Raw genomic sequence first — 19,789 nt, 5'->3', positions numbered from 1 at the left:
CGTCATTGCCTTGGCAAAAAATAATAAAAATGGTCAAAAGTGAAACTTGGCGGGTCAGGGAGGTCTTCAGTGTGCTTATTCAACGGAAATAAAAAACCCGGCCTTGGCCGGGTTGTTGTATTACATCTTTTCCATAGTTTCGATGCCAAGTAAGCCGAGGCCCGTTCGCAGGATGCTGGCCGTGGCGGCGCACAGTTGAAGGCGGCTCATCTTGTCTTCCTCGCTTACTCCGTCTTTCAGGATTGGGCAGGCCTCGTAGAACTTCATATACAAGCTGGCGGTTTCATAGAGGTAGGTACACAGAATATGTGGGTAGGCTTCTTTGGCGACTTGTTCAATGGCTTCGTCAAAGCGCAGCAGTTTCAGGGCCAATGCCTGTTCTTCGCTCGCCTTCAGAGTCAGGGTAGCATTGATCTCGTCAGCATTCACCGCGGCACGACGGAAAATACTTTGAATACGCGCATAGGCGTATTGCAGATACGGTGCAGTATTGCCTTCGAAACTGAGCATCGATTCCCAGCTGAAGATGTAATCGTTGGTGCGGGTCTTTGACAGGTCAGCGTATTTCACCGCGCCGATACCCACTTTGCGACCAATCTCAGCACACTCGTCCTCGCTCAGGTCCGGATTTTTTGACTTGACCAATGCACTTGCGCGCTCAACCGCTTCGGTGGTCAGGTCGGCGAGTTTGACGGTGCCGCCGCTGCGGGTTTTAAACGGTGTGCCGTCTTCGCCCATCATGGTGCCAAAGGCGTGGTGCTCCAGGCTGACGTTGTCATCAACAAAACCGGCCTTGCGGCCCAGGATAAACATCTGCTTCATGTGCAGTGATTGACGTGCATCGATAAAGTACATGATACGGTCGGCGTTTAGCGCTCCGACGCGATGGCGCATGGCGGCTAAATCGGTAGTGGCGTACAGGTAGCCGCCACCCTTTTTCTGGATAATGACCACTGAAGGCTTGCCTTCTTTGTCGGCCAACTCTTCCAGGAAGACCACGATGGCCCCCCCATCTTCGACGGCCAGGCCTTGAGCTTTCAATTCACTGACCACATTGGCCAGATCGTCGTTGTAAAAGCTTTCACCTTTCACATCGTCGCGGCTCAGGGTAACGCCCAGTGCCTCATAGAGTTCTTCGCCGTGCTCCAGAGAAACGTCACGAAACTGTTCCCACAGCTCGAGTAATTTGGCGTCACCACTCTGCAGTTTCACCACATAATCGCGCGCTTTATCGGCGAAGGTGGCGTCATCGTCGAAGTGTTTTTTCGCCTGCTGGTAGAACTGTTCCAGATCCTTCAGGGCTATGCTGGCGGCCTGGTTTTGCCCGAGTTGTTCTTCAAGCTCGGCAGTCAGCATGCCAAACTGGGTACCCCAGTCGCCGACATGGTTCTGGCGAATGACGTTATGCCCCATAAACTCCAGCACACGAGCAAGGCTGTCACCGATGATGGTGGAGCGCAGATGACCAACGTGCATTTCTTTCGCCAGGTTCGGAGATGAGTAGTCGACCACGACGGTTTGGGCCTCGTCGTTGCTGCGCGCATTGCTGTCTTGTTGGGTCAGTTGCTCGGCCATCCACTGTGGGCGCAAGTGGATATTGATGAAGCCTGGGCCGGCAATGTCCGTTTTCTCGGCCAGATCATCAAGCTTGACCTGATCCAAAATCTCCTGGGCAATGTCGCGCGGCTTTCGGCCCATAGCTTTTGCGGCGCCCATGGCACCGTTTGCTTGATAGTCGCCAAATTGCGGATTTTTACTGGGCGCAACATGAGGCGCACAGTCAGCCGGGATGCCGGCCGCCAACATGGCTTCGGCAAAACGCTGGTTCAGGATTTCACGGATATTCATAACTCGTCCAAGCGGGCAAAAAAAGAAAGGCGAGATTGTAACTTGCGGCTATATAGATGCAAGCTAAGCAACGGTAAAAGTCAATCCTTCGATACTTTATCAGCATGTGCGAATATGCATTCGAAAATTGCATAAATATGCCTAAAATGCCGCGATTGTCTGTATCTCTGCTAGAATTAGTAGGTTTTGTAGCGCTTTACATTTATTGGCTTGCGGTTTCGCTTGCTGACGCTAAATTACTAGCCTCAAACTTACCCTTCTTTTTTATGTTGATGCTCTTGGTTCATAAGTATGCAGAGTCTTAGTTCCCTATGGGAAAGTAAAAATTATCGCATCGCGTCGGTCATCGCTTTGTTTTCAGCGTTGTGGATGTTGTCGGGCTTGGTGATTAGCTCGGATTCCGAAGAGGCTGAGCGTGAAGTGAAAGCCGACGATAAGCTGACCACTGTGCAGGTTCAGCGATTAAAAAGCGAACCCTATGCCCTCCAGGTGCGAGTACGTGCCCGCACCCAGGCCCATCGTATGGTTGATGTGCGTGCCGAAGTTGAAGGCCGTGTGGCCCAGCAGCCCGTGGTGAAAGGTGCCCAGGTGAAGATTGGCGATACCATGTGTCAAATTGCCATGGAAGATCGTCAATTGCGTTTGGATGAAGCCAAAGCTTCTGTGCAGCAAGCCCAGTTGGAATATGACGGCGCCCTGCGTTTGAAGTCGGGTGGCTATCAGTCCAAAACAGCGATTGCTGGCGCGAAAGCTCGATTGCAGACCGCAAAAGCGAATTTGCAGCGCAGTGAGCTGGATTTGGCCAATCTGAATATTAAGGCGCCTTTTGATGGCGTCGTGGATCTGCGTCCGGTTGAGCTGGGCGACTATATGCGCAAAGGTGACACCTGTGCCCGCGTGATTGATCTTGATCCTCTGGTGTTGGCTGGCCAGGTTTCTGAAACCGATGTGGCTCGTTTGCAGGTAGGTAGTGAGGCGCATGCCAAACTGCGCACAGGTGAGCAGGTGACCGGTCGCATTCGTTATATCGGTCGCGAGTCTGACACCGTTACACGTACTTTCCCCATTGAAGTTGAAGTGCCCAATGCCGAAGGCAAACTGTTGGCGGGTATTACCAGCAAACTGGTGATTCCGGTCGGTTCTGTGGAAGCTTTTCATATTCCGGCGTCATTGCTGACACTGGACGACGATGGCCAGGTCGGTGTTCGCATCGTGGATGAAACCAAAGTGGTTCAGTTCTATCTGGTGGACATTATTGGTAATGATGACAACGGTGTTTGGGTGCTCGGAATTCCGGAATCTTCTCTGTTGATCACTGTTGGCCAGGAGTACGTGGCCAAAGGTGAAAAAGTCGCTTACCAATTTGCCGGCGGAGCTAAGGCAGAGGAGCAGGCGGCCAGTCTATGAAATTTCTTGATGTAGCCGTAGGTCGCTTTCGGAGCACCTTGTGCGTATTGTTTCTGATCGTGCTGGTTGGCATGTTTTCCCGCGAGAAAATGGCGGTGGAAATGCAGCCGGACGTCAGCCTGCCGTTTGTGATTGTGTCTGTTTTTCAGGAGGGTATTTCTCCTGAGGATGGTGCTCGCTTATTGCTGCGTCCTCTTGAGCAGGAACTGCGTACGCTTGAAGGTCTCGAAGAGCTCAGTGGTACCGCGCGTGAATCTACCGCGTATATTCTGGTGGAGTTTGAATCGGATAAAGATATCAAACTGGCTGTGACCGAAGTGCGTGAAGCCGTTGACCGTGCCAAGGCCAAGTTACCCACCGAGGCGGAAGAGCCGGTTGTGGAAGAGGCATCGGCCAGTGATTTTCCAGCGATTGTTGTAACCTTCCGAGGCGATGTTTCTGAACGTACTTTGTTTAAAACGGCGCAGAATCTGAAGCGTCAGTTCGAAGGTTTGCCCGATATTCTCGAAGCCAATATGGTGGGGCACCGTGAAGAAGTGGTTGAGGTGATCATTAATCCCGATCAGCTTGAACACTACGGTATTACCAGTACTGAATTGATCAATGCCGTCATCGGCAACAACCTGTTGGTGCCGGCTGGTGAGTTGGACAGCAGCCAGGGCCGTTTTGCAATTAAGGTTCCCGGTCTGATCGAAACCGCTCAAGATGTTTACGGTATCCCGATCAAGTCCACCGCTGATGGTGTCGTGACACTTGGCGAAGTCACGGATATTCGCCGAACTTTTAAAGACCCAAGTCGTTTTACCAGCGTAAATGGTCAGAGCGCCATTGCCGTTGAAGTGACCAAGCGCCGTGATGCGAACCAGATTGCTGTGACTCGAAAAGTCCAGGCGATTGTGAATGAGAATGCCGCCAATATTCCCAAGGGCGTCACCGTTGAATACATTCTCGATCAGTCCGAATTTGCCCTGGGCATGATCGGAGAGATGGAAGGTAATATTGTGACCGCCATGTTATTGGTGATGGTTATTGTTGTTGCCGCACTGGGATTCCGCTCGGGCCTGCTGGTGGGTTTGGGTATTCCGTTTTCCCTGCTGTTCGCCATCATTATTATTTCCTATATGGGGTACACCTTTAACTTTATGGTGATGTTCGGCATGTTGCTGGCCCTGGGGATGTTAATCGATGGGGCCATCGTCATTACCGAGTTTGCTGATCGGAAAATGGCTGAAGGCTTAAGCGCGAAAGCGGCCTATCAGATTTCAGTGAAGCGTATGTTTTGGCCGGTGGTGGCTTCAACCGCAACCACTCTTGCCGCGTTCTTACCGTTGATGTTCTGGCCGGGTGTGGCGGGTGAGTTTATGGGTTATTTGCCCACCACCGTCTTTGCCGTTCTGACCGGCTCTTTACTGTATGCACTTTTATTTGCGCCTGTATTGGGGTCATTAATGGGCCGCAGTGAAATGGAGCAGGACGTCCAACAGTATTTACGTAAATTGGAAACGGAGTCGCCCACTAAAGTGGCGGGTGTCACGGGCGCCTATGCTCGCTTGTTGACGACTTTATTGCGACGCCCCGTGGTGATGTTCGGCGTCAGTCTGTTTACATTGATCGTTATCTTTATGGCCTATGGTGCTGGCAATGCCGGCGTTGAGTTCTTTACGGAAACCGAAGAGAAGTATGGCCAGGTGGCGGTGCGTGCCCAGGGTAATTTATCCGTAGAAGAAGTGCGCGATATTGTGCAGGAAGTTGAACGCCGAGTGATTGCGACCCCGGGTGTGGTTTCAACTTATTCGGCCAGTGGTAGCGGCGGTACCCAAGGTGGTGGCGCGCGTCCTCCAGAAAAAGACCAGGTGGGCACCTTACTGGTTGAATTGGATGACCCTCAGAAACTGACCAAACGAACCCGTGAAGTGTTCGCCGATATTAACAAGAACACCAAAGACATTCCGGGTGTCCTGGTGAGTGCGAATGCCTTTGAAGGTGGCCCGCCGGTGGGTAAGCCGATTCAAATCCAAATCGCTTCGCACAACCACGACAAACTGGTGGCAACTGCGCGTCGTATTCACCATGCATTGGACACTGAGTTTGAAGGTTTGCGTGATGTGACTGACACGACCCCCTTGCCGGGTATTGAGTGGGAATTAAAAGTGGACCGCTCCCTGGCCGCTCAGATGGGTGCCAATATTGTGGAAGTGGGCCGCGCGGTTCAGCTGGTCACCAACGGTGTGAAAGTGGGTGAGTATCGTCCCGACGATGCCGACGAAGAAGTGGACATCCGTGTGCGTTATCCGGATGCCGAACGCGGCATGATGGCATTGGATGATCTGCGCGTGAATACCCATTCCGGTTCCACGCCAATTTCCAGTTTCGTCAGTCGTGAAGCTCAACCCAAAGTGGATAAAGTGAAGCGGGTCGACGGCATTGAAATCATGATGGTACGTGCAGACGTGCAACCCGGGGTTCTCGCCGATAACAAGGTGAAGGAGATTGAAGCCTGGTTGGCCGAGCAGCCAAGAGATTCCGAGGTGAAAGTGGAATTCCGTGGCGCTAATGAAGAACAAAACAATTCGGCGGCTTTCCTGTCGGTGGCGTTCTCTCTGGCCCTGTTCCTGATGTTTGTCTTGTTGGTTACCCAGTTTAATAGCTTCTACCAGGGCATTCTGATTCTATCGGCTGTGATTATGTCTACGGCGGGTGTAATGCTGGGCTTGCTGATTACCCAACAGACCTTCAGTGTGATTTTGACCGGGGTGGGTATTGTGGCCCTGGCAGGTATTGTGGTGAACAACAATATTGTGTTGATCGATACCTACAATCATGTCCGTCAGCAGGATTCTGAACTGACTCCGGCCGAGGCCGTGGTACGTGCTTGTGCACAACGTTTGCGTCCGGTGTTTCTGACGACGGTCACAACGGTTTTGGGTCTCCTGCCGATTGCTCTGGGAACGAGTGTGGACTTTGTGGGGCGCGAGATTGTTTCGGGTGGTGTGATTGCCTCATTCTTCGTGCCATTGGCCAGTGCTGTGGTCTACGGTTTGGTGTTCTCCACGATTCTGACCTTGGTCGTGACTCCAGTGCTGCTGGTATTACCTCAGCGGATCGTATATCTGTTCCGTCGTTATGTCCTGCCCAGCGGGCGAAAAGGACAGGCGGCTTAAGTCCGAAGTGGTCGCGACAAGCCCGGCGTATGCCGGGCTTTTTTATGCGTCTTGATACTCTCGCTCAAGCAATATGGAAATTTTCCGCTATAACTATAGTAAGAAAATATGTGGAATCTCCGATGCTGGCCCGTTGTATATTCATCTTCTCTCTCCTGTTCTATACCACTGCCTCGAAGGCGGCTGACCCCTACCTGTGGTTGCCCACCAGCTACAAGGGGAAACTGCCGCAGTTAAAACAGGCGGTAGAGGTGGCGAGGGAGAACCCTCGTTGCAGCCGAGTGCTCAAAGGTACGGTGAATGTCGACTTGAGCAGTCAGCAGGTTCCTGTATTCAAAATACTTTGTCGGGACGATGAGCGTAAAACCTTCTCACTGCTGCTTGATGGCACCAGTTTCAAAACCTACGACCGCACTAAATCCCGTTTCCATAAAGGTCCCAGTGAGCGCTCTATGCGTGAATTCTGGACGGCTTGTAATAAAGCCGTGGCGGATATGTATGAAGATTTTCGGACCATTCGTGTGCTGACTCGGGAGCGCCCGGAGCCGACACTCTACAAAGATGCGACGGTAGGGATTGCGATTGATTTCGATGCGGTGAGTTTAATTGGCGAGCGTCTGGCGTTTCGAGCGGAATGCATTTTTACCAGCGGCACCAGCTACCGCTTGAAGCTGACAGGGCGTGAGGAAGACACTCCCTAGCCCCGTCGCATCATATGGCGATTTAGATGCAGCCCTTTTCCCTCAGGCGATTGAGTTGCGCGGTATCCATTCCCAGCATTTCAGAAAGTACATTGTCAGTGTCGCTGCCTAACAGTGGCGGCGCTTTTTGGATATCAATCGCAGTGCGGCTGTATTTGATGGGGCTGTTACACAGGGCAATGCTGCCTGATAAAGGATGCTCAACATCAATTTGCATCTGGCGATGTTGAATCTGAGGGTTGGTAAAAACCTGTTCAATAGTATTGATCGGGCCACAAGGGACACCGCGAACGGAGAGTTCTTCCAGCCAGTATTCACTGCTCTGCAGCACCATAATGTCAGCCACTTCCTGGCAGACAATATCTCGGTTCTGAACACGGGCAGGGTTTGTGGCAAAGCGTTCGTCCTGCATTAGCGCTTCGCGGCCAGCCAACTGCAGCAGCTTTTCAAATTGACCATCGTTACCTACGGCTAAAATGATAAAGCCGTCTTGAGTGGCAAAGGCCTGATAAGGAACGATGTTTGGGTGGGCATTGCCCATGCGCTGCGGAACGATACCTCCGACCAGATAATTACTGGCTTGATTGGCGAGTACTGCCGTTTGAACATCCAGCAGGGCGAGATCAATGTGTTGTCCCAAACCGGAACGCTCACGTTCCAGCAAGGCCCCCTGAATTGCAATGGTGGCGTACAGACCCGTAAATAAATCGGTCACAGCAACGCCTACTTTTTGTGGGCCGGCACCTGGCTCACCGTCTTTTTCGCCGGTGATACTCATTAAGCCGCCCATGCCCTGAATCATAAAGTCGTAACCCGCGCGTTGAGCGTATGGGCCATCTTGGCCGAAACCAGTAATAGAGCAGTACACCAGGGCAGGATTAATTTCTTTCAAGGCATCGTAATCCAGCCCGTATTTTTTCAAGCCGCCGACTTTATAATTTTCAATCAGCACATCGCATTTTGCGGCGAGCTGTTTAATGATTGCCTGACCTTCGGTCTGGGTAATATCGATAGTAATGGAATCTTTTCCACGGTTGGCCGCAGTGTAGTAGGCGGCTTCGGCGGTCTCTTCTCCGTTCTTATCTTTCAGGTAGGGCGGTCCCCAGCGTCGGGTGTCGTCACCCACCTTTGGGCGCTCAACTTTAATCACTTGTGCACCGAGATCGGCCAGTGTTTGTGCGCTCCATGGGCCGGCAAGAATGCGGCTCATATCGAGAACGCGGAAACCACTGAGTGGGCCAGTTTTTTGGGATTCGGAAACCTGGCTGGACATGACTGCTCCAAAAATAAAATAAGTACGTCGTGCGCGAATGCGCGGAAGTAGGGGGCGGGCTATGAAGCCCGCCTCCGATAGGGTCTTGCTTAGAAGAACGCCTGCAGGCCGGTTTGAGCGCGGCCAAGAATCAGTGCGTGAATGTCCTGGGTGCCTTCATAGGTGTTCACCACTTCCAGGTTGCACATATGGCGCATAACCGGATACTCATCAGAAATACCGTTGCCACCGTGCATATCACGAGCTTCGCGGGCAATTTCCAATGCTTTTACGCAGTTATTGCGCTTCATCATAGAGATCAGCTCAGGCGCCAATTGACCAGCGTCTTTCAATTGAGACGCGCGTAAGCTGCCCATCAGACCCAGGCTGATGTCAGTTTGCATGACTGCCAATTTTTTCTGGATCAACTGAGTTTGTGCCAATGGGCGACCAAACTGCTTGCGGTCCATGGTGTATTCACGAGCGGAGTGCCAACAAGCTTCTGCGGCACCCAGAGCGCCCCAGGAAATACCTAAACGAGCGGAGTTCAAGCAACCGAATGGGCCTTTCAAACCCTGGACACCCGGCATCAGGTTTTCGTCTGGAACGAATACATTGTCCATAACGATTTCGCCTGTGATGGAGGCACGCAAGGCCAGCTTGCCTTCAATCTTCGGTGCGCTTAAACCTTCCCAACCTTTTTCCAGAATAAAGCCACGAATTACGTCGTCTTCAGTTTTGGCCCACACGACAAATACATCGGCGATTGGGGAGTTGGTGATCCACATTTTGGCGCCACTCAAGCGATAGCCGCCATCAACTTTTTTGGCGCGAGTGATCATGGAGCCTGGATCAGAGCCGTGATCGGGTTCGGTCAAACCGAAACAGCCAATGTATTCACCGCTGGCCAGTTTCGGCAGGTATTTTTCTTTCTGTTCTTCACTGCCGTAGCTCCAGATCGGAAACATAACCAGGCTGGATTGTACGGACATCATGGAACGGTAGCCCGAATCCACACGCTCAACTTCACGGGCAATCAAACCGTAGGCAACATAGCTCACACCAGGGCAGCCATAACCTTCCAGAGGCGCGCCCAACAGGCCCATCTCGCCCATTTCGCGGAAGATATTGATATCGGTTTCTTCCTTTTGGTAGGCCTCACGTACGCGAGGCAGCAGCTGCTCCTGGGCGTATTGGTGGGCAGAATCACGCACCATGCGCTCTTCTTCAGTCAACATTGAATCCATCAGGAATGGGTCTTGCCAGTTAAAGCTGGCCCAGGGGGACTTCGCCATGGTGTGCTCCGCTTGAGTGTGGTTTCGCTAATTAAGGCATTTATCCAGGCTGTATAAGTCATAGGTAAATGCTTCACGTGTAATGTAATTATACTCCAGCTGTGTGCATATATAAAATATATCGTTTATATTGTTGGCATATATTTTATATATGGTTTGTGTTCGTGAATCGATCTTGCGAGGGCCCATGGACAAGCGACAACTACAAATATTTCGCCAAGTAGCGATCAGTCAGAGTTTCACCAAGGCTGCCTTGGAATTGCATATGGCTCAACCGGCGGTCAGTATCGCCGTGAAGAAATTGGAAGAAGAATTATCGACCCCTCTGTTTAATCGCATTGATCGTCGAATTGGACTCACGGCCGCCGGAGAAAAGCTCTTGTTTCGTGCCGAGCGAATTCTAAGTGAGTTTCAGCAGGCGAAAGATGAGCTTAAAGAATTAGAAGCCTTAATGAGTGGTCAGGTTCGTTTGGATACACCGGCGATGTTGGGTTCTTATTACTTACCGGAAAAGCTGATTGGCTTCCGGCAGGCTTATCCTGGTATCGATTTGCATATTACGGCTGAAGGAACCCAGCGTGCCGAGCAAATGCTGTTGGATGGCTCAACGGATATGGCCATTGTCAATGTGCGTCAGCATTCAGAGTTGATCGAATCCAGCTACCTATTAAAAGAAGAAGTCGTGCTTTGTATGGCGCTTGATCACCCTTTTGCAAAAAAGAAGGCCATTGATTTTCATGATATTAAGGATGAGCCCTTGTTGGTTTATCACCAGGGTTATCACTTACGTCAGATTTTGAATCACCTTGAAGCGCAAGCCGGTCATAAAGCAAACATTATTGTAGAGACGGATATTCTGCGTTTGATGGTCAGTATGGTCGCGTCTGGGCAGGGAATGTGTCTGTGCTTACGACGTCTGGTCGAAGAGGAGCAAAAACTCTTGGCGTTACCTTTCAATGAACCACAATTCATCGAAATGGGCATTGGGTGGAAAAAAGGGGGATATTTGTCACCGGCCAATCGGGCTTTTGTGGACTATCTGATTGGGGATGCCTGAGCGGCGGTGGGGAAGTCGGGATATAATGTGCTTGGACAAAAACAAGGGACATAAAAAACGGCGCCGAAGCGCCGTTTTTGCTCAGATCGCTGTAATTACTTCTTAGCAGCTTTCTTTGCAGGGCGACCACGACGAGAAGCAGGCTTCTTCTTGGCAACAGCTTTCTTGGCTGGAGCTTTTTTAGCAGCAGGCTTCTTCTTGGCAGCTGGTTTCTTCTTAGCCGCAGGCTTTTTCTTAGCAGCAGCGGCTTTTTTGGCTTTAGCAGCGGCTTTCTTCTCAGCAGCTTTTTGCTTAGCTGCAGCTTTCTTCTCAGCGGCTTTGGCTTTAGCGGCAGCTTTCTTTTCAGCAGCTTTGGCTTTAGCAGCGGCTTTCTTAGCAGCAGCCTTCTCGCGAGCAGCTTTCGCTTTGGCAGCAGCCTTGGCTTTAGCAGCGGCTTTCTTAGCAGCAACCTTTTCACGCTCAGCTTTCTTCTTGGCAGCTACTTTAGCGCGAGCAGCCGCTTTCTTATCTGCGGCTTTTTGCTTGGCAGCGGCTTTCTTGTCAGCAGTTTTCTGCTTCTTGGCCATTGCCGCTTCAGCTTTGGCAATTGCCTTAGCTTGGTCGTTGGCGCTCTTGTTGGCAGCTTTAATCGCTTTCAACTCAGCTTTGCTGGCAGAAACCGCAGCTTTTGCTTCAGCAGCGGCTTTTTTGTCAGCAGCTGCAGTTTTAGAAGCAGCAGCCAATTGCTTGGCTTGAGCAGCAGACTTCTTCTTCTTACGAATTGCTGCAACCTTGTTACCAGAAGCTTTCGCTTTGGCAGCGGCTTTAGCAGCGGCTTTTTCCAGTTTGGTGGTTTCTTTACCCAGGTCAGATTCCTGCTTGGCACGAGCCTTAACCAGTTGGGCTTGGATTTTGGCCAGTTCTGCTTCTAATTTAGCGACTGGGTCGTTAGCTTTGCGAGCTGCCATCTTATTTTCCTTTGAATGTTAATAAATCTAGCACTGAAACTTCATTTGAGTGGCTGGCCAGCCCGCTTACTATGCGGATCTGATCGTAAAAATATCCAGCCGACTACGACGCGTGTATAAGGTACGTCTTTACTGACAAAATTCAAGAGTTTATGGTCAAAAAAATAGCATATTTTGGCATTTATTGGCCGTTTTTCTTGAATTCACATTAATTTTAGAAAAAAAACAGAAAATTTCATTTTTTATAGCGGGCCATTGGGCAAAAAGCGGTTATCGCTGTTCGCTTTAATCCATAGCAACATGTCTTTGTTCAAAGGCATTTTGCTTTGTCGCATGAATTTAACAATATATATGACAGGCGAGTCAGCGCCAGCCTGCCAGCTGGAAATTTGCTTCTCGGCGAGGGTCAAAAACTCGATTAAACTGAGCAATTGAGCTTCGGTAAAACGTCCGATGGTGTTCAGCCAACTTTCACGATCCACTTTCATCATCGCGCTGTGGATTTGCAGCGCTTCGGCATCAAAATATTCGGCGATGGGCTGCTCAGGGTGCTTTTGCCGTTGCTCGATAATATTCAGTAACACGTCATGGTTCAGCGTATAGCTTTTCTTTTGGGCGTCGGCATTTGGATCCCAGGATTCTACGCTCATAGTTGAGTCTCTTTAGTTTTTACTTAGATCGGCTAGTGAAATCTGTCTCAATGAAAGCCTGACTGAGTGTTACAATAATAAACAGTCGGCCGATACTTCCTATTATATACCCGATTACGGTCAAGAAACCCCATAACTCTCTATATTACAGGGCCTATTCGTTACGCGATGAAACAACAGCGCCATATTATTCACTGCGATGCCGATTGTTTTTATGCTTCAGTCGAAATGCGGGATGATCCGGATTTGCGTGGCCGCCCTTTGGCAATTGGTGGTGAAGCGAAGGGCCGAGGTGTTGTTGCAACCTGTAATTATGAAGCTCGTCGGTTCGGGGTTCGTTCAGCGATGCCAATGGCGTATGCCCGCAGACTTTGTCCTGGTATTCTGACCATGCGTCCCAATATGGAAAAATATCGGGATGTGTCCCGGCAGATGCAGGATATTTTTTATCGCTATACGGATATCATTGAGCCCCTTTCTCTGGATGAAGCATTTTTGGACGTCAGTCTGGGCGTCAATGAGGGGCGTTTTAAAGATGCCAAAAGTGTTGCTGAGGCAATTCGCCAAGACGTCAGTTCAGAATTACAGATAACCGTTTCGGCTGGCGTCGCTTCCAATAAGTTCATTGCCAAGGTGGCCAGCGATTGGCAAAAGCCCGATGGATTGACGATTGTCAGTGACACTGAACAAGCTGAATTTGTTGCAGCGCTTCCGGTGAATAAAATTTACGGCGTTGGAAAAGTTACCGAGCAAAAACTGCTGTCCATGGGAATCACTCACTGCCATCAACTTCAAACGATGGATCTCGAGCTTTTGCAAAAGAAATTTGGCAGTTTTGGACAGCGTTTATATGATTTATCTCGTGGGCGAGATCATCGAGCTGTCGAGCGCAGCCGTCGACGAAAATCACTCAGTGTAGAGCATACGTTTGCCAGTGATTTACCCGATTTAGATGCCTGTATTGAGCAAATTCCCGAGCTGCTGAACAGCCTGCAAAAGCGCCTGACGGCTCTGGATGACAGCTATCTCATCGCCAAGCCCTTTGTGAAGCTGAAGTTTCATGATTTTTCATCCACAACTGTGGAAAAGCAGGGGGCTGATTACTCACTAAACACTTATCAAGACCTGGTGGCCGAGGCGTTTGAGCGCGCTTTCCAGCCTGTTCGCTTATTAGGGTTGGGAGTCCGGTTCCGTGAGCCCGAAAGCGAACCGCCACAAAGTGACCTTTTTGCGTAAAAAAAGACCAGTCCCGGTGCTGGCTCATTCGGAGTTGTCCACTTTTGACCGTTTTCAGTCAGCACAATTCGCCGATTCTGAGCCCGGCTTTGCTTAATCTTAGTTTTTTCCCAAGTGGCGCTACTAATTCGCGCCGAACTCATTATAATCGCCCACCTTTTTGAGTGGCCCTTTTGGGTTCGGTGTTAGTGAAAGCCGGGAGCAGGTGTGTTTGTTTTTACTGTGAGCTGTGAAGCGAGCCAAGATGTGTATGTGGGCTCAGCGAAAGATTCGATTGAAGCTCAATGGGCCGCGATTGTGGCGGCTGCGGATGAAGGTCAAGAGGGGACGTTGCAGGCGGCTATTCGTTTGCACGGTGTTGAAATGTTCACTGTAGAAGAGTGGGCCTTTGCTGAAAATAGCCGGGAATTACGCGAGCTGTTAAGTGAGGCGCGGGAAGCTCTGAGTGCCAAGCCGATTAAGTTGCTGCGCGGCCCAGATGCTGCGCCAAAACGCAGCGGCGCAACTCAGGTGAGCAGCGATATTCGCGAACTTTTTTCTATGGCGAAAGCCGAGTATGAAAGCGAGCTCGTAGAAGAGCTGATTCCCGCTGAGGAGCTGGAGAAAAAGTCAACATCGAGAGCGCCTACAAGCTTACCTGAGAAAAAAGAGAGCTCAGGGTCCTTGAGCAGTGCGGCATCATCCAGTGAGAAGCTGGCCAGTGGTCGCAGTGGCTCTGCGAGTAAGGAAAAGCGCATCAAGGAAGCCATTAATGCCGAGCGCGAGCAGCGCGCGGTGTTACGTCAGCAGCAAGCCAGCCAGGAAGCCAAAGAAATGCAGGCGATCTTGTTGCAAATCGAACAGCGTCGTTTGGCCCAAAAGAAAAAGCCTGTTGCCAAGTCGAAAAAGAGCAAGAATTCTTTACGCTCAGCGGTGAGCAGCAAGCCGCCCAAATCCCCATCGACTGCAGCAAGCACTGCCACAGCGTCTCGTCGTAAGACGGCTGAAGCCAGTGTCGCTGTTGCGAAAGGTCGCACGGGTTCCAGTATCAAAGAGAAGCGCATTAAAGAGGCGATTGCCCAGGAAAAAGCGGCCATTGACGCAGCCAAGCGTCAACAGGCAGAATCGCAGGCTGATGAAATGGCTGCGATTTTGAATCGCTTGGATGAGCGTAATAAAGCCGCTGCGAGTTACAAACGCAAGCTGTAGCATTCGCAGTCGGCTGAAACCAAAAAAGGGCCATGAAGGCCCTTTTTTGGTTTGTTTAGCTTATATGATTCCTAGCGCTTGCCCAGCATCATACGCAGCATAAATTCCATGGTTTTCCCGAACGGTGCAACCATATACTTGGTACCGGGAGCTGGCGCTTGCTGGAAAATGGGGCGCAATTTGGAAAACTCGATAAAGCCTTCTTTGCCGTGGTAGTGGCCCATACCACTGTTGCCAACACCGCCGAAAGGAATGTCGTGTTGTGCAACGTGCATCATCACATCATTCAAGCTGACACCACCGGAAATGGTGTTCTTAATCACTTTGTCTTGTAGCGACTTGTCTTTACTGAACAAATAAAGAGCCAATGGGCGTTCGCGCACATTAATGAACTCGATAACCTCTTCGATATTACGATAGGTTTTCACCGGCATAATTGGACCGAATATTTCTTCTTGCATTACGGTCATGTCGCCGGTGCTGTCGAGAACCAGAGTGGGTGGAATTTTTTCCAGTTCATCGCTGGGGGGAACATCTCCCAACAAATTGATGATTTGTGCACCTTTATCCCTGGCATCGTCGAGAGTTTGAATTAAGCGGGAATACGCTCGGGTATCGATAATGGAGGTGAAATCTTTGGAGTCCAGTTGCGGATAACGCTCGGGCACAATTTTCTTGGCGTGCTCAACGAAAGCCTGGGCTTTGCTTTCAGGCAAAAAGACATAGTCCGGCGCCACACAGGTTTGGCCGGCGTTATAGAGCTTGCCTTGGAGAATACGTTCACAGGCCAGCTCAATATCGAAGTCTTCAGCGACGATACACGGTGATTTACCGCCCAGTTCCAGGGTGACCGGGGTTAGGTTCTTGGCGGCTTTTTCCATGACCTGACGGCCGACACCCGGAGAGCCGGTAAAGACGATGTGGTCGTAAGGCATATCGGTAAAATCATTGGCGCTGACACCAGGAAGTATGGCGAGCGTGTCTTCACCGAATTCCTTATTGACGAGGTCGGCCAGCAGGCGACACAGGTTTTGAGAATTGGCCGCCATTTTAATCATCGCGCGGTTGCCGGCGGCAAGAACGTTGGCCAGCGGGCTCATGCACAGAAACAGAGGGTAGTTCCACGGTACGACAATACCCACCACTCCTTTAGGTTGCGGTAGAACTTTATTTTTACCACCGAAAAACCAGATGGATGTGTGGCGCTTTTGTGGCTTCATCCAGCTCTTGAGTTGTTTGCGGCAGTATTTGACGCCATCGATTGAGCCAAACAGTTCGAGGAATTCGGTTTCGTGAATGGAGCGGTTGCCGTAATCCTTGTTGATGGCCTCGGTGATGGCCACCCGGTTCTCTTTCAGGATGTTCTCCAACTTCTGCAGATTCGCCAGGCGCTCTTCATAGTTAGGGTAAGGGTTTTGTAGGTAAGCCTGTCGTTGTTTCTCGTAGACTTCCTGAACGCGCTGGGCGGATGCGTCGACGTTCATATGTGGGCTGGCTGCCTGATTCATGGTGCAGGTCTCCTGAATATAGCTATGTGTTGTGTTCAGTCGTTCTATTGATGTGGTGTCAATCAATAGCCTTTTCTTCTCTATTATGGGGACCTTGATGGCCACCGAGGCCGAGCGGAAGGCTACGGCCATGTTTGCACAGTACCAAATAATTGCACAAATGTACTAAAACAGGCTTAAGGAATTCAATCTTTGGCGTGATTAGGTAAACTTCAGTGCTTAGAAGTGGGTCTGATATCCCCGGTTTTCAGCTTTAGGTGACTTGCTACTTGGCCTTGGCAAGCAAAACGGCTAACATGTCATCCTTGCTGGCACTAGCTGCCCAAGGCGATGATAAAACAGCAGAATTTTCCCACCAGATAGCTGTCTAAAAGTTGTGCAATCATATGGCCAAATCCAATATTTCCTGTACTCAGGTGTGTGGTTGGTCCAGGTTGTTGGTAGGGGAAATCAAGCAGAGTAAATCAAGAGTAGAATAACGGAGCTATAATGAGCCGTCGTAAGAAGAACAAAGTAGAAGTTGAAGAGAAAGCGGATATCGACCTGACGCCCATGCTGGACGTGGTTTTCATCATGTTGATCTTCTTTATTGTAACGGCTTCATTCGTGAAGGAAGTGGGTATTGGGGTCAATATTCCACCTGAGAATGACAATCCTCCGCCACCAGATGCACCGCAGAACATCTTGGTTGAAGTCAGTGCTACTGATGAAATCTGGATGGAAGGCCGTCGTGTTGATGTACGCGCTGTACGTGCAAACATCGAGCGTTTACACGCAGAGAACCCGAAAGCTTCTGTCATTATTAAAGCTGATGGTAAAGCGAGCGCTGAAAAGTACATCGCTATTGCCGATGCGGCTCGCGAAGCGAACGTTTATAACGTTTCACTGGCACCGGATATTAAAAAGCGCTAAGCGGTTCATTAATAAGGTGTTAGTAAAACAGGAGCTTCGGCTCCTGTTTTTGTTTCTGGCTTTTGATTAATCGCGCTACCACGTTTGTGTTTCAACGGAGAAATGCAATGAGTTCTTCAGGCTTTGAATTTCAGACCGATATGCCGGCGCTGTTGTTGATTGACTGGCAGCAGGCAATTGATCATTTTAGTGAATTTTCTCGTAGCCATCCGGAGGCGGAGCAGCACAGCGCTGAACTTCTGGGTTTCTGGCGGCAGCAACAGTGGCCCGTGTTGCATATACGCCACTCTTCCCGTTTTACGCAATCCCCTTACCATAGCAGTTCACCCTGGTTTGAGTTTAAACCCGACTTGGAACCTGTGGTGGGCGAGCTGCTTGTTACCAAGCAGGAGAATTGTGCGTTTGCTCAAACGGATTTAAATGAGCTTCTCCATGAACATAAGATTACCGAGTTGGTGTTTATGGGGGTGTTGCTGAATCACTCAGTGGACGCGACGGTGAGGATGGCCGCGGGCCTGGGGTTTCGGAATTATCTGATTCCCGAATGCTGCCCGGCCATGGCAATGAAAACCCTGGCGGGCAATGAATACTCCGCAGAGCAAATTCACGATATTTTATTGAGTAATTTGGCCGGGGAATATTGTCAGTTGTTGAGCCGCAAGCAAATTCTTTAATGACGAACTTGCTTGCGTCCGCTTGTGACTGACGGTATTTATGGGCTTTCAGCGGATTGGAAGCGTGGTACGCCACCGATAAACGTTTCTTTCACCTGGACGTTTCGCAGCGCGTCCGCGCTAATGAGTGGGTCACGATCCAGCACAATAAAGTCCGCGAGTTTTCCGGCTTCAATCGAACCGCGATCGTCTTCTGCAAATATTTGCCAAGCGGCGTCAATCGTCATTGCGCGTAGAGCATCCATTGGGCTGATCGCTTGTTCTGGACCCAGTACATCACCGCCTGCGGTTTCGCGGCTGACAGCAGACCAGGCGGCGAGGAATGGTGTCATCGGCACGATAGGGGTGTCCAGGTGCAGAGTAAAGGGAACTCCACGCGCTTTGGCTCCCGCCATTGGGCTGATGCGAGCGGCGCGTTCTGCTCCCATAAACAAGGCTTTGTGACGGTCTCCCCAGTAGTACACATGGCTATTAAAAAAGCTGGGGGTCATGCCGAGTTCGGCAAACTGATCGAGCTGATCATCACGGGTCATTTGCGCATGAATAATGATGGGGCGTGCATCTTCTCTTGGGTGTTTTTCTTGGGCAAGGCGATAGGCTTCGATGATCAAGTCGATGGCGGCGTCACCATTACCATGCAGTGCAATTTGCCATCCGGCTTTGTGAAAATCTTCGACGGTCGCGAGCAGTTCCTCTCGTTCCATTGTGGGATAGCCTCGATAATCGTCGTCTTTACCTTCGGCTTGTACATGATAAGGGTGACCAAGAAAGCCGGTATAACCTTGGATGGAACCGTCGGTGATCAGCTTCAGGGCGCCCAGTTTTACCCGCTCGCTTTCAATATTATTTACGCTTAACTCTCCGGCGCGAATCGCGCGTGCAGCTTCAAGGTCGGGCCACATAACAACGCGCTGTGGGTAGATGCCGAGCTGGCCGAACGTCGATACGGCTTGAATAAATTTCTTATTGGCGAGCCCGACTTGCGCTGAGGTCACACCTTGACGTAAGTACTCGTCACTGGCGTAGCGGGACATGGCGTAAAACTGTTTGGCGCCAAAGTCGAGTGCGTTCATGACCAGAGGATATTGAGCATTTTCTTCGACGAGGCCGGCAAGCTGGCCATCTTCGCTAAGCGCAATGACGCCGCCGACAGGGGCTTGGGTGGTGTTGTCATAGCCGACGCTTTCAAACGCCATGCTATTGGCAATGCCCATATGTCCCGAGACGTGACTGACATAAATATTATGTTCCGTGGAAACACTGTCGAGTTCAAGCCGTGTTAAAAAACGCTGTTCGGCGACTTGAGTGTCATCAAAACCAAAAGCGTAGACCCAGCTGCCTTTAGGGCTCTGTTCTACTTGTTGTCGCAGCAGTTCGAGGGCGTCCGCAATGGTTTTCACCCCGCCGATTGGGGGGCTGTTCAAGTCGGCTGCCACGGCTGCGAGGCCGGAGCCGGGGAAGTGTCCGTGAGCGTCGATAATGCCCGGCATCATCACTGCGCCCTTCATATCACGAGCCGTGATTCGGTCATCGATGCGTTTTTTGATGTCGCTGTTGCTGCCGACAGCAACGATGCGATCTTTTTTGATGTACATGGCTTCTGCAATATGGCCATTTGCATCCATCGTCAGAATCCGGGCATTGATATATGCCTGTTCATCGTCAGCTTGGGGGTTGAAGTGCATGTAAATGGCAACCGCGATGACCGTAAGCAGCAATACAATACCGGTCAAGGCCTTGGCCAGGGTTTTCAGCAGCGACATAGGTGCCTCTTTATTGTTATGGGGTGGCTATGGTAAATCCCAAGGCTATCAAATTTTGAGGCTCTCTACTTGGCTAATAGTGACAGTTGTTGGCAATCGAAAGTCCGATTGCGGTCATTGGCATCAGTGGTCGGTAGAAAAGACGTTTTAGACATAGACAAACCGCTTAGGGGCGTTAAGGTAGGAGCAT

At 50.6% G+C, this 19,789-nt stretch carries 15 protein-coding genes; 8 read left to right on the top strand and 7 right to left on the bottom strand.

Annotated elements, in window-relative coordinates:
* Nucleotides 1–120: 120 nt before the first annotated feature.
* On the bottom strand, nucleotides 121–1,848 hold the full coding sequence (gene argS / locus ABWW03_RS01280) for an arginine--tRNA ligase (protein WP_353405870.1): 1,728 nt from the start codon (nucleotides 1,846–1,848) through the stop codon (nucleotides 121–123).
* A 291-nt stretch (nucleotides 1,849–2,139) separates the two neighbouring features.
* Between argS and ABWW03_RS01275 the strand changes: the two genes are divergently transcribed.
* From ABWW03_RS01275 to ABWW03_RS01265, 3 genes are all read left to right on the top strand, one after another.
* Entirely contained in the window at nucleotides 2,140–3,255 is a 1,116-nt protein-coding gene (locus tag ABWW03_RS01275) for an efflux RND transporter periplasmic adaptor subunit (protein WP_353405869.1), read from the top strand.
* Complete coding sequence (locus ABWW03_RS01270) at nucleotides 3,252–6,416, top strand: efflux RND transporter permease subunit (protein ID WP_353405868.1); 3,165 nt, start codon at nucleotides 3,252–3,254, stop codon at nucleotides 6,414–6,416. The genes ABWW03_RS01275 and ABWW03_RS01270 overlap by 4 nt, the downstream gene beginning before the upstream one ends.
* Before the next feature lie 110 nt (nucleotides 6,417–6,526).
* Nucleotides 6,527–7,117: a hypothetical protein gene (locus ABWW03_RS01265; RefSeq protein ID WP_353405867.1), complete on the top strand. Its 591-nt coding sequence runs from the start codon at nucleotides 6,527–6,529 to the stop codon at nucleotides 7,115–7,117.
* Nucleotides 7,118–7,139: 22 nt separating this feature from the next.
* Here ABWW03_RS01265 and ABWW03_RS01260 read toward each other — a convergent pair whose 3' ends face one another.
* On the bottom strand, nucleotides 7,140–8,390 hold the full coding sequence (locus ABWW03_RS01260; RefSeq protein ID WP_353405866.1) for a CaiB/BaiF CoA transferase family protein: 1,251 nt from the start codon (nucleotides 8,388–8,390) through the stop codon (nucleotides 7,140–7,142).
* 89 nt (nucleotides 8,391–8,479) lie between these two features.
* Nucleotides 8,480–9,664, bottom strand: a complete 1,185-nt coding sequence (locus ABWW03_RS01255; protein WP_353405865.1) for an acyl-CoA dehydrogenase — start codon at nucleotides 9,662–9,664, stop codon at nucleotides 8,480–8,482.
* 187 nt (nucleotides 9,665–9,851) lie between these two features.
* Between ABWW03_RS01255 and ABWW03_RS01250 the strand changes: the two genes are divergently transcribed.
* A complete protein-coding gene (locus tag ABWW03_RS01250; protein WP_353405864.1) occupies nucleotides 9,852–10,721 on the top strand; it encodes a LysR family transcriptional regulator in 870 nt (289 codons plus the stop codon).
* 95 nt (nucleotides 10,722–10,816) lie between these two features.
* On the opposite strand, the gene ABWW03_RS01245 is transcribed toward ABWW03_RS01250, so the two are convergent.
* The gene (locus tag ABWW03_RS01245; RefSeq protein ID WP_353405863.1) at nucleotides 10,817–11,668 is read right to left on the bottom strand and encodes a hypothetical protein; all 852 of its coding nucleotides are present in this window, start codon (nucleotides 11,666–11,668) and stop codon (nucleotides 10,817–10,819) included.
* Between the two features lie 242 nt (nucleotides 11,669–11,910).
* Complete coding sequence (locus ABWW03_RS01240; protein WP_353405862.1) at nucleotides 11,911–12,318, bottom strand: hypothetical protein; 408 nt, start codon at nucleotides 12,316–12,318, stop codon at nucleotides 11,911–11,913.
* 168 nt (nucleotides 12,319–12,486) lie between these two features.
* Between ABWW03_RS01240 and dinB the strand changes: the two genes are divergently transcribed.
* Nucleotides 12,487–13,554: a DNA polymerase IV gene (gene dinB, locus ABWW03_RS01235; protein WP_353405861.1), complete on the top strand. Its 1,068-nt coding sequence runs from the start codon at nucleotides 12,487–12,489 to the stop codon at nucleotides 13,552–13,554.
* 207 nt (nucleotides 13,555–13,761) lie between these two features.
* Nucleotides 13,762–14,742 carry a hypothetical protein gene (locus ABWW03_RS01230; protein WP_353405860.1) on the top strand — a complete coding sequence of 327 codons (981 nt, stop codon included), beginning with the start codon at nucleotides 13,762–13,764 and terminating at the stop codon, nucleotides 14,740–14,742.
* Nucleotides 14,743–14,813: 71 nt separating this feature from the next.
* Here ABWW03_RS01230 and ABWW03_RS01225 read toward each other — a convergent pair whose 3' ends face one another.
* Complete coding sequence (locus tag ABWW03_RS01225; RefSeq protein WP_353405859.1) at nucleotides 14,814–16,250, bottom strand: coniferyl aldehyde dehydrogenase; 1,437 nt, start codon at nucleotides 16,248–16,250, stop codon at nucleotides 14,814–14,816.
* Between the two features lie 489 nt (nucleotides 16,251–16,739).
* On the opposite strand from ABWW03_RS01225, the gene ABWW03_RS01220 reads away from it, so the two are divergent.
* Complete coding sequence (locus ABWW03_RS01220; protein WP_353405858.1) at nucleotides 16,740–17,162, top strand: ExbD/TolR family protein; 423 nt, start codon at nucleotides 16,740–16,742, stop codon at nucleotides 17,160–17,162.
* Nucleotides 17,163–17,269: 107 nt separating this feature from the next.
* Entirely contained in the window at nucleotides 17,270–17,836 is a 567-nt protein-coding gene (locus tag ABWW03_RS01215; RefSeq protein ID WP_353405857.1) for an isochorismatase family protein, read from the top strand.
* Nucleotides 17,837–17,874: 38 nt separating this feature from the next.
* Here ABWW03_RS01215 and ABWW03_RS01210 read toward each other — a convergent pair whose 3' ends face one another.
* On the bottom strand, nucleotides 17,875–19,599 hold the full coding sequence (locus ABWW03_RS01210) for an amidohydrolase (protein ID WP_353405856.1): 1,725 nt from the start codon (nucleotides 19,597–19,599) through the stop codon (nucleotides 17,875–17,877).
* Nucleotides 19,600–19,789 lie beyond the last annotated feature (190 nt).

The sequence above is a fragment of the Pseudoteredinibacter isoporae genome, from assembly GCF_040372805.1.
Classification (GTDB): Bacteria; Pseudomonadota; Gammaproteobacteria; order Pseudomonadales; family Cellvibrionaceae; genus Pseudoteredinibacter; species Pseudoteredinibacter isoporae_A.
The sequence above is the reverse complement of the archived record's forward strand: the minus strand, read 5'-3'. Positions and strand labels throughout refer to the sequence as shown.

Excerpts from the sequence above, each read along its gene's own strand:
- argS (WP_353405870.1), bottom strand. The coding sequence starts at position 1,848 with ATGAATATCCGTGAAATCCTGAACCAGCGTTTTGCCGAAGCCATGTTG.
- ABWW03_RS01275 (WP_353405869.1), top strand. The coding sequence starts at position 2,140 with ATGCAGAGTCTTAGTTCCCTATGGGAAAGTAAAAATTATCGCATCGCG.
- ABWW03_RS01270 (WP_353405868.1), top strand. The coding sequence starts at position 3,252 with ATGAAATTTCTTGATGTAGCCGTAGGTCGCTTTCGGAGCACCTTGTGC.
- ABWW03_RS01260 (WP_353405866.1), bottom strand. The coding sequence starts at position 8,390 with ATGTCCAGCCAGGTTTCCGAATCCCAAAAAACTGGCCCACTCAGTGGT.
- ABWW03_RS01255 (WP_353405865.1), bottom strand. The coding sequence starts at position 9,664 with ATGGCGAAGTCCCCCTGGGCCAGCTTTAACTGGCAAGACCCATTCCTG.
- ABWW03_RS01250 (WP_353405864.1), top strand. The coding sequence starts at position 9,852 with ATGGACAAGCGACAACTACAAATATTTCGCCAAGTAGCGATCAGTCAG.
- ABWW03_RS01245 (WP_353405863.1), bottom strand. The coding sequence starts at position 11,668 with ATGGCAGCTCGCAAAGCTAACGACCCAGTCGCTAAATTAGAAGCAGAA.
- ABWW03_RS01240 (WP_353405862.1), bottom strand. The coding sequence starts at position 12,318 with ATGAGCGTAGAATCCTGGGATCCAAATGCCGACGCCCAAAAGAAAAGC.
- dinB (WP_353405861.1), top strand. The coding sequence starts at position 12,487 with ATGAAACAACAGCGCCATATTATTCACTGCGATGCCGATTGTTTTTAT.
- ABWW03_RS01225 (WP_353405859.1), bottom strand. The coding sequence starts at position 16,250 with ATGAATCAGGCAGCCAGCCCACATATGAACGTCGACGCATCCGCCCAG.
- ABWW03_RS01220 (WP_353405858.1), top strand. The coding sequence starts at position 16,740 with ATGAGCCGTCGTAAGAAGAACAAAGTAGAAGTTGAAGAGAAAGCGGAT.
- ABWW03_RS01215 (WP_353405857.1), top strand. The coding sequence starts at position 17,270 with ATGAGTTCTTCAGGCTTTGAATTTCAGACCGATATGCCGGCGCTGTTG.
- ABWW03_RS01210 (WP_353405856.1), bottom strand. The coding sequence starts at position 19,599 with ATGTCGCTGCTGAAAACCCTGGCCAAGGCCTTGACCGGTATTGTATTG.